Origin of the sequence: Streptomyces sp. NPDC047880, assembly GCF_040706515.1 — a bacterium.
In the GTDB taxonomy this organism is placed as follows: Bacteria; Actinomycetota; Actinomycetes; order Streptomycetales; family Streptomycetaceae; genus Streptomyces.
Genome location: NZ_JBEZOK010000028.1, coordinates 112,846 through 124,800 on the forward strand (window position 1 = coordinate 112,846; position 11,955 = coordinate 124,800).

7 protein-coding genes are annotated in these 11,955 nt (G+C 68.6%); 6 read left to right on the forward strand and 1 reads right to left on the reverse strand.

Annotated features, from left to right (window positions below; genetic code table 11):
* Positions 1 to 172 precede the first annotated feature (172 nt).
* Entirely contained in the window at positions 173 to 1,912 is a 1,740-nt protein-coding gene (locus tag AB0937_RS32365; protein ID WP_366716768.1) for a GAF domain-containing protein, read from the reverse strand.
* A gap of 1,360 nt (positions 1,913 to 3,272) precedes the next feature.
* Between AB0937_RS32365 and AB0937_RS32370 the strand changes: the two genes are divergently transcribed.
* The 6 genes from AB0937_RS32370 to AB0937_RS32395 form a co-directional block, all read left to right on the forward strand.
* A complete protein-coding gene (locus AB0937_RS32370; RefSeq protein WP_366716770.1) occupies positions 3,273 to 3,491 on the forward strand; it encodes an MbtH family protein in 219 nt (72 codons plus the stop codon).
* 127 nt (positions 3,492 to 3,618) lie between these two features.
* Complete coding sequence (locus AB0937_RS32375) at positions 3,619 to 4,884, forward strand: SidA/IucD/PvdA family monooxygenase (protein WP_366716772.1); 1,266 nt, start codon at positions 3,619 to 3,621, stop codon at positions 4,882 to 4,884.
* A gap of 2 nt (positions 4,885 to 4,886) precedes the next feature.
* Positions 4,887 to 5,543 (forward strand): FMN-binding negative transcriptional regulator, encoded by a 657-nt coding sequence (locus AB0937_RS32380; protein ID WP_366716773.1) that lies wholly within the window; start codon positions 4,887 to 4,889, stop codon positions 5,541 to 5,543.
* Between the two features lie 86 nt (positions 5,544 to 5,629).
* Positions 5,630 to 6,490 carry a dimethylargininase gene (ddaH, locus tag AB0937_RS32385; RefSeq protein WP_366716789.1) on the forward strand — a complete coding sequence of 287 codons (861 nt, stop codon included), beginning with the start codon at positions 5,630 to 5,632 and terminating at the stop codon, positions 6,488 to 6,490.
* A gap of 89 nt (positions 6,491 to 6,579) precedes the next feature.
* On the forward strand, positions 6,580 to 7,746 hold the full coding sequence (locus AB0937_RS32390) for an NAD(P)/FAD-dependent oxidoreductase (RefSeq protein ID WP_366716791.1): 1,167 nt from the start codon (positions 6,580 to 6,582) through the stop codon (positions 7,744 to 7,746).
* Between the two features lie 166 nt (positions 7,747 to 7,912).
* Positions 7,913 to 11,955 (forward strand): amino acid adenylation domain-containing protein (locus AB0937_RS32395; RefSeq protein ID WP_366716777.1); only part of this gene is annotated, 4,043 nt, incomplete at its 3' end.

Sequence of the window (11,955 nt, forward strand, 5' to 3'; positions counted from 1 at the left end):
GCTCCGAGGCGGGGGAAGGGGCGAGGCGGTTCCTCTCCCGGCCGGGCGGTGCACCACCCGAACCGGGCCACCGCCCAGCGCTGCGAACCCTGGTGGACGGCGCGTGTCCCCTCAGGACGGGGCCGACTCCCCAGACGCTGTCACCAGCACCCTGGCGGCCCGCCTCCGAGGCTCAGGCCTCGGCCTCCGCGGGAAGGGGAACCGTCCAGTCCACGACGGTGCCGGTGGGTTCGTTCGGAGTGAGGGTGAAGCTGCCGCCGAGGTCGGTGGCGCGGCGGCGGAGGTTGTCCAGACCGCTGCGACGGGTGCCGGCGGGGTCGATGCCGGTGCCGTTGTCGGCGACGCGCAGGTGAAGCCGACTGCCGTCCGTCTCGGCGGTGACCTCGACGGCGGTGGCGTGTGCGTGCCGGGCGGTGTTCGAGAGGGCCTCGCGCAGTACCGCCAGCAGGTGCTCGGCGTGGCCGGCCGGGACTCCGGTGTCCAGCAGGCCGGTCATGCGCAGGGCGGGCGTGAAGCCGAGTACGGCGGCGGCCTGGTCGGTCTCGGCCAGCAATTGCCCGCGCAGCCCGCCGCGGCTGTCGGCACGGTCGTGCTCGTGCAGCGCGTAGATCGTGCCGCGCACCGTCTTGATGGTGTCGTCCAGGTCGTCCACGACCCGCTGCACACGCTCAGCCACCTGGGGCCGGTCGGAAATGCGGCCCAGTACCGAGTTCAGGGTGAGCCCTGAGGCGAACAGCCGCTGGATGGCCAGGTCGTGCAGGTCACGGGCGATGCGGTCGCGGTCGGAGAGGACCATGAGGTGTTCGGCCTCGCGCCGGTGCTCGGCGATCTCCAGGGCGAGGGCCGCCTGGTCGGCGAACCCGCTGATCATGGTCATGGTGGCCTCGGAGAACTCCGTGCCTCCGGACAGGTTGGCGACCTGGAGAACCCCGCGCACGGCCTCGCGCCCACCCAGGGGGAGCAGGAATCCCGGCCCCAGGTCGATCTTGGCCGCGGAGCCGCCCCCGGCCTGCGGCTCCTCCGACAGGGTGCTGCTCGTGACCCGCTCGTTGGACTGATAGACCTTCGCCGCCAGCGTGGTGGCAGGCAGGACCAGCCCGCGCACCTGCTCGGCGCTCACGCCCTCCGCGGCCTCGATCACCAGCTCCTCGCCCCCGTCGATCGGTACCGCAAGCGTCACCAGATCAGCACCGGACAACGTCCTGACCGTGGTGGCGATCCGGTGCAGCACCTGGTCCGGATCCGTACCGGACAGCAGGTTGCGGCTCAGGTCGCTGCTCGCCGCCAGCCACTGCTCACGGCGCCGGGAGTCCTCGTACAGGCGGGCGTTGTCGATCGCGACACCGGCCGCCGCCGCGAGCGTGCGCAGCACGGCCTCGTCATCGTCGTCGAACTCCACCCCACCGCGCTTGTCGGTCAGATACAGGTTGCCGAACACCTGGTCGCGCACACGCACCGGCGCCCCCAGGAACGTGGTCATCGGCGGATGCCCCGCGGGGAAGCCCACCGAGGCGGGATGGCGGCCCAGGTCGGACAGGCGCAGCGGCTCCGGTTCGCGGATCAGCAGCCCGAGGATGCCCTCGCCCTCGGGGTAGTGACCGATCGCCTCGATGGTGCTCTCATCCATGCCGACCGTGATGAACTGCAGGATCTTTCCCTCTTCGCCGATCACTCCCAGGGCGCCGTACCGGGCGTCCACCAGGGTGACGGCGGACTCGGTGATCCGGCGCAGCACCACGTCGAGATCCAGGTCGGTGCCGATGGAGAGGACCGCGTCCAGCAGTGTGTGCACCCGGTCCCGGGTCGCGCGGACCTGCTCCACTTGCGCCTGCAGACCCTCCAGCAGCTCATCCAGCCGCAACTGGGGCGCCGCTGAGGCGCCCCTCCGCCCCTGCGCCGGGCTCTCGGTCATTCCCGCTCCCTCCTGAAAAGGTGCCACAGGCACCTCTTCATGATGCCCGCAGGGCCCTGTCGGCGGCCGGATGCATGGGTCGAACGGTGCCGCTGGGCCAAATTCTATGACCCCGGGTTGCGCGTGACCGAGGTCGATGCATGAACGGTGCGGGCCCGCGCGGCGCCGACCTCCCTCATGACCGCCCCCTCGCCCCTCACCGTGCCGGTGCGCGGGAGCGGCGTACGCCGGACAGGCGCGGGTGTGCGGCGCAGCCGGTACCGGGCCGGAGCGGCGCATGGATCCCCGGCCACGATCCCCACGCGCGACGCGGCCGGACCACCACACCCGCACCCGGCACGCCCGCACACCGAGCTTCTCTGAGGCTCACGGCGTCCGACAGCACGTTCCAGCAGCCATGCAACGCCAACTACGCGCCCGGACAAGGCCATTTCGGGTGTCGAGGCGCCGCCCGCCTCCAGCGCTCGGCGACCTGCGGCCCGCCTTTTTCGGCCACCCTGTTTGCAAACGTGACGCAACCGGCCCATGGCCTGGAGCCCGACACGGGCAAACCGGCGCGTATTTTCACATTCAATGGTGAGGGCAGCAAGTCTCTCCGGGAAGGTTTCACCATGAACATAACTTGCCGTCGTGGGTGACGAGAGCAAATCGGTCGACAAGGAGCAAAAGGGTAGCCCCCGGGTAGTCTGCCAATGCAGGACGTAGCGCACTGATTAAATCGGCGAGAAAGTGATCGTCTACGCTCGTCGATTCACATAGCATCTAGTGCCGATAGTGATCACCTGCTGCACCCTGGATGCGGCCATCCCTGAACGGAACAGAATGCCTAGAGCCGTTGGCCTCGACATCGGGGTCAGTAAATGGGTGCTGGTCGGCGAGAGGAACATGCGACATCGATACGCGGCCGCACGACGGACGGTCCGGGCAAACTCCCGCGCGAGATCAACGCAGCTCTTGTCAAGAACCTCGGAAAAACCACCCCATCACCTCCCTTGGCATTTCCTTTCCCGGCTAGCTCGACGAGACCGGAACAGTGGAATCGTGGCCGAAGCGACCCTTTTTGGGTGGGCTGTCGGTTGCTCGGCAACGTTCCGTCGGCCGACCCGGGTACCACGGTGGTGCTCGACGGCGGGATCTGTACCGCCCTCGGGGGGCGTCAGCGTGCCGGTCACGGCTTATCCGTGAATCGCTCGCGACCCCGACGCTCCGCGTTTTTGAACATCCAAGGGATGACGTCACGGGAATCTCGTGTCAGTTGCCGGATGGCACCTCGGTGCTCAGCTCAGCCAGCGACGGGCCTTTCCGCCACTGAGCCGTGGCCATGCCGCGATGCGATTTTTCGGGAGAAGGTGAGGAGAATATGAGTAATCCGTTCGACTCCGAAGACGGCAGTTACTTCGTGCTCACGAACGACGAGGGACAGCACTCCCTCTGGCCGGCCTTCGTCGAGATCCCGGCCGGCTGGTCAGTGGTCTTCGGGGAGGCCACCCGGGCGGCGTGCCTGGAGTACGTCGACACGAACTGGACCGACTTGCGTCCCAAGTCGCTCGTCGAGGTGGCGGGCGGCAGCGTCAAGTAAGGCCCCTCCTGCAACATTGGTGATCGGGAGTGCCAGGCTCTCCGATTGGTACGGCGCAGCGGCTGTGCGATGCAAGCGAATTCGGAAGGCAGTTCCATCTATGACGGCACGACCAGACTTATCCGTAGTGGACGTTGTTGGGATCGGGTTCGGCCCTTCCAATCTCGCCCTGGCGATCGCTCTTGAAGAAGTAGCCGGTGCCGGAGCGGGTGCACCGGACATCAGCATGAAGTTCTACGAGCGGCAGTCTCGATTCGGCTGGCACCGTGGCATGCTGATGGAGGACGCGACAATGCAGGTCTCTTTCCTCAAGGACCTGGCTACCATGCGTAACCCAAGAAGTCGGTACACATTCGTGTCCTACCTCCAAGAAAAAGGCAGGATCGCCGAGTTCATCAACAGCAAGACCCTTTACCCCTTGCGTGTTGAATTCCATGACTACCTGGAGTGGGCGGCTCATCGCTTGCGGGCGCACGTGTCCTACGGAACCGAGGTCACCGGCATTCGGCCCGTGACCGAGGGCGGCGTGGTCAAGTACGTCGACCTGGTGGCCCGCCCCGCGTCCGGCGGCCCCGAAACCGTGGTCCAACGCGCGCGGAACGTCGTGATCGGTCTGGGGTTGACGCCTCGGCTTCCGGACGGCGTCTCGGAATCCGAGCGCATCTGGCACAGCGAGCAGTTGCTGCACAGGGTCGGCGCCATCACCTACGCCCCGCGCGATTTCGTCGTCGTGGGCTCTGGTCAGAGCGCAGCCGAGGCCGCCGGTTACCTGCACGGCACCTTTTCCGGCGCCACAGTGCACTCGGTGCTCTCGCGCTATGGCTACAGCGTCGCCGATGACAGCCCGTTCGCCAACGGAATCTTCGATCCGGAAGCAGTCGACCGGTTCTTCGCTGCTCCGGTCGACGCCAAGCGGCGCCTCCTCGACTACCACGGCAACACCAACTACTCGGTGGTCGACCTCGACCTGTCCCAGGAGCTGTACCGCAAGAGCTACCAGGAAAAGGTCCTCGGCCAGCAGCGGCTGCGGATGCTCAACACCTCACGTGTCACATCCGTGGACGAACACCCGGACGGCGTACGGGTGGTGGTCTCCTCGATGACATCCAACTCGGTGCAGGCCATTGACGCGGATGTGCTCGTCTACGCGACCGGCTACCGGCCGAGCGACCCGGCACAGCTGCTCCAGGACCTGCTCCCAGAGTGCAAGCGGGACGACCAGGGAGAGCTCGACGTGGCGCGCGACTACCGCCTCACCACGTCCGACGTTGTGCGCTGCGGAATCTACGTGCACGGTGCAAGCGCCGAACGCTCCCATGGGCTCTCGGCCGGCCTCCTGTCCACTACCGCGGTCCGGTCCGGCGAGATCGCCCATTCCATCCTCGCGAGGTAACCATGTACGTCCCAACGATCTACCAGGCGGAAGACCGGACATGGCTCCGCCGCGTCGTCAAGCGCTACCCCTTAGCCACGTTGATCAGCAACGGACCGAGGGCGCCGTACGCCACCCACCTTCCGGTGATCTTGAGCCCCGACGACACCTCAGGAGACGGTGGACTGGAGGGTGCGACACTGCTCGGCCACATGAACCGGGCCAATCCGCACTGGGGCGCACTGACCGACGGCGCGCACGCCCAGCTGGTCTTCACCGGGCCGCACGGCTATGTCACCCCCACCGTCTACGGAACGACGCCGGCGGCACCGACCTGGAACTTCGTAACGGTGCACCTCCAGGGGACCCTGCGGCTGATCCCCGATTTCGAAAAGACACTTGAAGTTGTCCGGCTGACGGTGAAGGCGTACGAGAAGGATTTCGGCGACGGGTGGGAGATGGACGGCTCACTGGACTACTTTCGGCAGATAGGCCCGGCCGTGGGCGCCTTCCACTTCGATGTGCAGTCGGCTGACGGAATGTTCAAGCTCAGCCAGGAGAAGGACCCGGAGGTGCAGGCAAGGGTTGCCGACCGCTTCGGTACCGGCGGCAACGGGCGCGGCACCGAAATCGCCGACTTCATGCGCGAGTTCCAGCACGCCGCCCGTGTAAGCGCCTGAACCTGCGCAGATCGAATCCGTGCCTTGGTGAGTCCGCGGCACAAGCCATCCCGAAGCAGAGGAGCGTACCTGTGCCTGCCACTGATGTGATCCCTTCCGCCGATCCGTATGGCCGAGGCCGGGTGGCGACCCCGCGTCGTCTGCTGATGTGCCGTCCCAGCCATTTCGACGTCATCTACTCCATCAACCCGTGGATGCACCCCGAGAAGCCGTGTGACGGCGGTCTGGCGCTCGCCCAGTGGGAGAAGCTGTGCGAGCTCTACACGTCGCTCGGTCACACGGTGGACGTGATCGACCCGATACCCGGGCTGCCCGACATGGTGTTCGCGGCCAATGGCGCGACGGTGGTGGACGGCAAGGTGCTCGGGGCGCGGTTCCGCCACCTGGAGCGCACGGCCGAGGGGCCCGCCTACCTCTCCTGGTTACAGGAGCAGGGGTTCGAGGACGTCCTGTGGCCGGAGTTCATCAACGAGGGCGAGGGTGATTACCTGCTCGTCGGCCGGCGCCTCCTCGCGGGCACCGGATTCCGCACCGACCCACGCTCGCACGCCGAGGCGCAGGAGTTCTTCGGACTCCCGGTCACCGGCCTCACCCTGGTCAACCCGAGGCACTACCACCTCGACACCGCCCTGGCGGTGCTGTCGGCGGACGACATCATGTACTACCCGGACGCCTTCTCACCGGGGAGCCGGGCGGTGCTCGCGGAAATGTTCCCCGACGCGATCCTGGCGTCCCCCGCGGACGCCGCGGCCTTCGGGCTCAACGCGTTCAGCGACGGCTTCAACGTGGTCCTGCCCGAAGCGGCCACCGGTCTCGCGGCGCAGCTCGCGAAGCGTGGGTTCAACCCGATCGGTGTCGACCTCTCCGAACTGCTCAAGGCCGGGGGCAGCGCGAAGTGCTGCACCCTCGAACTACGTACCGCCCCGGCCCGCCGGACGTCGGTCTGACGCTTCCCGGGGAGGCCGGGAAACGGTATGTCCGCGTGGCGTCTCCGCATGAGAACAGGGAGAATTTCGTGGCGAGTTACGACGTTGTCGTGGTAGGCGCGCGATGTGCCGGCGCGTCGACCGCTTTGCTGCTGGCCAGGCAGGGACGACGCGTTCTGCTGGTCGACAAGGCATCCTTTCCGTCGGACACCATGTCCACGCTCTACATTCACCAGCCGGGGGTCGCGAGGCTGGCGCGATGGGGGGTGCTCGACGACGTCGTAGCCTCCGGCTGTCCACCTCTGGAGACCATCAGTCATGACGTCGACGGTCTCCGGCTGTCCGCCACGACGCCGGCCATGGACGGGGTGACCGCTGCCTACGCGCCGAGGCGCTACGTCCTCGACGATCTGCTCGTGCGGGCCGCCGTCGCGGCGGGTGCCGACTTCATGGACGGTACCCGGGCGGAGGAGCTGGTCCTGCGTGACGACCGGGTCGCCGGGGTCCGCCTGCGGACCGGCGATGCGGTGGCGACCGTATCGGCGGGACTGGTCATCGGGGCCGACGGCATGCGGTCCAAGGTCGCGGAACTGGTCGATGCGCCCGCCGTCCGGTCGGCTCCCCTGGCGAGTTGCGTCTACTACACCTTCTGGCACGGGCTGCGCACCGGATTCGGCTTCCACGAGAGGCCAGGGCGCTGGGTCGCCCGGATTCCGACGCACGACGACCTCACGATCGTTGCCGCATACCTGCCACAGAGCGAATTCCAGGCTGCCCGCCGCGACCCGGCGGCAGCGTATCTCGCGGCCGTCGAGTCGACCGCGCCGGAACTGTACGAGCAGATGATGTCCGCGGAGCGCGCCGACAGATGGAGAGGAACAGGAGACCAGCGGAACTACTTCCGCCAGGCGCACGGCCCGGGGTGGGCGCTGGCCGGCGACGCGGCACACCATCTCGACACGATCAGCGCCCGCGGCATCACCAACGCACTGATCCAGGCCGACCTGATCGCCGAGTCCCTTTCCGGGGTGGACACCGCGGACGCGGCAGCCGTCGACCAGGCGATGGAGCACTTCGCCAAGGACATGGGTGCCGTACTCGACGAGCCGTACATGAGCACCCTCGAACTGGCCAGACTCCAGCCGACGAAGGCCAGGCTGCGCATGCTGCACGCGGCCGCCGGATCGCCCGAACTGACGTCGCGCTACTTCGCCCTGGTCTCCGGCGTCATCAGAATGCGCGAATTCATGACGGCCGATGTGGTGGACCTGTTGTAGGCACCGCGGAACCGCTGATCCCCGCACGTCCTCCGGCGGTTCGACCCTCCTCGTAGCCCACGTGCGATGTTCCCACCCGCCGGCTCCCTGCCCATGCCGCGCGGACCGCCACCTCCCCCTGGCTCGCCGGCAGCTCTCCGCTGCCCACCGGAAGTAAGGTTGAGCATTGATCCCGTTGTCTTTCGCGCAGCGTCGGTTGTGGTTCGTCCACCAGCTGGAGGGACGGTCAGCGACCTACAACATCCCCCTGGTGACGCGGCTGACCGGTGACCTGGACGCGCGGGCGCTGGGTGCGGCGGTCGCAGACGTCGTGGGCCGGCACGAAAGCCTGCGGACCGTGTTCCCGGCCGTGAACGGCGTTCCCGAGCAGCGCGTGCTCGATGCGGCGGAGGCGGACTTCGGGTGGGAGGTCATCGACGCCTCGGAGTGGCCGGCGGGCACACTGGACGACAGCGTCGCGGAGACGGCGTGGTACGCGTTCGACCTGGCTACCGAAGTCCCTTTACGCGCTCGGCTGTTCAGGGTCGCGGTCGACGAGCACATCGTCGTGTTCGTGATGCACCACATCGCGTCGGACGGCCTGTCGCTCGCGCCGTTCCTGCGGGACGTCGAGCTGGCGTACGGCGCGCGTGTCGCCGGGGAGGCCCCCGGCTGGGCACCGTTGCCGGTGCACTACACCGACCACACGCTCCGGCAGCGTGACATGCTCGGAAGCGAGTCGGACCCGGACAGCGTGTTGAGCCGGCAACTTCGGTTCTGGGAGAAGACGCTCGCCGGTTTCGAGGGCCGGTTGGAGCTCCCGACGGACCGGCCGTATCCGGCGGTGGCGGATCACCGGGGTGCCCGGATGGCCGTCGAGTGGCCCGCGTCGCTTCAAGCGGAGGTGCGGCGGGCGGCCCGGGAACACCGGGCGACCGGCTTCATGGTGGTCTCGGCGGCACTGGCGCTTCTGCTGTCCAAGCTGAGCGGTAACCCCGACGTGGCGTTCGGCGTGCCGACCACGGGCCGGCGCACGGCCCACCTCGCAGACCTCGTGGGCTTCTTCGCCAATACGCTGGTGCTCCGCGCCGATGTCTCCGGAGAGTTGACGTGCGGTGAACTGCTGCGGCAGGTCCGGAACCGCACCCTGGACGCGTCGGCGCACCAGGACGTGCCGTTCGACGCGCTCGTCGACCTGGTCAACCCCGCCCGCTCGCAGACGCACCACCCGCTGGTCCAGGTCATGCTCGGCTGGCAGAACAACATCACCGCCGAGCTGCGACTTTCCGGCCTGCGGGCCGAGTCCGTGCCCACCGTCTCCCGCACGGCCCGTATGGACCTCACGTTCAGCCTGCGCGAGCGGTACACCGAGGCCGGCGAGCCGGACGGAATCGGCGGCGTGGTCGAGTACCGCACCGACGTGTACGACGCGGCGACGATCGAGTCGCTGGTGGCCCGCTTCCAACGAATCGTCTCGGCGATGGTCGCCGACATGGACCGGCCGGTCGCCTCGATCGGCGTGCTGGACGACGACGAGCGCACCCGCCTCGACGTCCTCGGCCGTCGTGCCGTGCTCGCAGAGCCGGCCAGCGGCGTGTCCGTCCCCGAGCTCTTCGCGGCCCAGGCGGCGCGGCGCTCGGATGCCGTGGCAGTGGTGTTCGAAGGCCGTTCCCTGACGTACCGCGAACTTGACGAGGCGTCCACCCGGCTGGCGAGGCTGCTGGCCGGCCGGGGCGTGGTCGCGGGCGACGCGGTCGCCCTCATGCTCCCGCGCTCCGCCGGGACAGTGGTCGCGGTCCTGGCCGTGCTGAAGCTGGGCGCGATGTATGTGCCGATCGACGTCAAACACCCCGACGAGCGGGTGGCGTTCATACTCAGTGACGCGTCTCCGGCAGCCGTCGTGACCACGACCCGGCTGGCCCACCGGGTCGAGGGGTACGACGGCGCGGTGGTGGACGTCGAGGACCCTGACCTGGCCGCGCAGCCGGTCACGGCCCTGCCCTTCCCCGATGCCGAGCGGATCGCCTACATCATCTACACCTCCGGTACCACCGGTGTCCCCAAGGGCGTCGCGGTGTCCCAGGCGAACGTCACCCGGCTGTTCACCTCGACGGCCCCCGGATTCGTGCCGTCCCCGGACCACGTGTGGTCGCTGTTCCACTCCTACGCGTTCGACGTGTCGGTGTGGGAGATGTGGGGTGCGCTGCTGCACGGCGGGCGCCTGGTCGTCGTCCCCGAGGGCGTCGTACGCTCCGCCACCGACTTCCACCGGTTGCTCGTCGACGAGAACGTCTCCGTCCTGAGCCAGACGCCCTCGGCGTTCTACGCCCTTCAGGCGGCAGACCTGCGGCAGGAGGGCGTGGCCCGGCTGGACGCCCTGGAGGCCGTGGTCTTCGCGGGCGAGGCGCTGGAGCCGGCCAAGCTGCGAGCCTGGCTCGAACGACGCGAGACCTGGCCCCACATGATCAACATGTACGGGACGACGGAGACGACCGTCCATGCCTCGTTCCGGAGCATCGTGGCCGCGGACCTGGACACCCATGTCAGTCCCGTGGGCGTGCCGCTCGCGGATCTGGCCTTCTTCGTGCTGGACGCGGGTCTGTGCCGGGTGCCGACGGGCGTGGTCGGCGAGTTGTACGTGGCCGGTCCCGGTGTCGGCCTGGGCTACCTGGGCCGTACCGGTCTGACGGCGTCGCGTTTCGTGGCGTGTCCGTTCGGCCCGGCCGGCTCGCGGATGTACCGCACGGGTGACGTGGTGCGGTGGAACTCCGCGGGCGAGCTGGAGTATGTGGGGCGCTCGGACCAGCAGGTCAAGATCCGTGGTTTCCGCGTGGAACCGGGCGAGGTCGAGGCCGCCCTGGCCGCTGTGCCCGGGGTGGAGCGGGCCGCGGTGGTGGCGCGTGACACAGAAACCGGCAAACAGTTGGTGGGATATGTGGTACCCGCCGACGCGGCCGTGGGCGTGGACGGTTCGGTGGTGCGCGGCGAGGTGGCGGCGCAGGTGCCGGAGTACATGGTGCCGGCGGTGGTGATGCCGGTCGCGGACCTTCCGTTGACGGTGAACGGAAAGCTGGACAAACGGGCGCTGCCCGAGCCGGAGTTCACCGGAGGCGAGTACCGGGCGCCGTCGTCACCGGCTGAGGAGATCGTGGCGGGGATCTTCGCGCGGGTGCTGGAGCTGCCGCGGGTCGGGGCGGACGATTCGTTCTTCGATCTCGGCGGCAACTCGCTCTCCGCGATGCGGGTCGTCGCGGCCCTGCGCGAGTCCTTCGACCGCGAGATCGGCGTGCGGGCGCTGTGGGACGCGCCGACGGTGGCGGGTCTGGCCCGTTCACTGGATGGTTCGCCGGGTGAAAGCGCGGCATGGGTGCCGGTAGCCCGCCCGGAGCGGCTGCCGTTGTCGTTCGCGCAGCGCCGCCTGTGGTTCCTCCACCAGGTGGAGGGCGCGTCGGCTACGTACAACATCCCGCTGGTGCTGCGTCTGACCGGTGCCCTGGATGTGCGGGCGCTGGGTGCGGCGTGCGCCGACGTCGTGGGCCGGCACGAGAGCCTGCGGACGGTGTTCCCGGCCGTGGGAGGTGTGCCGGAGCAGCGCGTCCTGGACGCGGACGGGGCGGCATACGGCTGGGACGTCGTCGACGCGACCGCGTGGCCGGCGGACCGTGTGGCCGAAGCCGTCGGCGAACGGGGCCGGCACTGCTTCGACCTGGCCACCGATGTTCCGTTCCGCGCGACGCTCTTCGCAGTGTCTGCCACAGAGCATCAGCTGGTGCTGGTCATGCACCACATCGCGGGCGACGGATGGTCCCTGGCACCGCTGCTGCGCGACCTGTGGACCGCGTACGAAGCGCGCACCGCCGGGGGCACCCCCGGCTGGTCACCGCTGCCCGTGCAGTACGCCGACTACACGCTCTGGCAGCAGGAACTCCTGGGCGAGGAGGCGGATGCGGACAGTGTGCTCCGCCGGCAGATGCAGTTCTGGGAGCGGTCGCTGGAGGACCTGCCCAGCAGGCTGGAGCTTCCCACGGACCGGCCGTACCCGGCGGAGGCCGACCAGCGCGGAGGCCGCGTGATCGTCGACCTGCCCGCGGAGTTCCACGAGCTGGTGCAACGGGTCGCGCGGGAGCGTGATGCCACGCCGTTCATGGTGATGTCGGCGGCGTTGTCGGTGCTGCTGTCACGGCTGAGCGGCAGCGCGGACGTGGCCTTCGGCGTGCCGACGGCGGGCCG

Bases quoted from the DNA above. Each gene is read 5' to 3' on its own strand.
- AB0937_RS32365 (WP_366716768.1), bottom strand. From the start codon at position 1,912: ATGACCGAGAGCCCGGCGCAGGGGCGGAGGGGCGCCTCAGCGGCGCCC.
- AB0937_RS32370 (WP_366716770.1), top strand. From the start codon at position 3,273: ATGAGTAATCCGTTCGACTCCGAAGACGGCAGTTACTTCGTGCTCACG.
- AB0937_RS32380 (WP_366716773.1), top strand. From the start codon at position 4,887: ATGTACGTCCCAACGATCTACCAGGCGGAAGACCGGACATGGCTCCGC.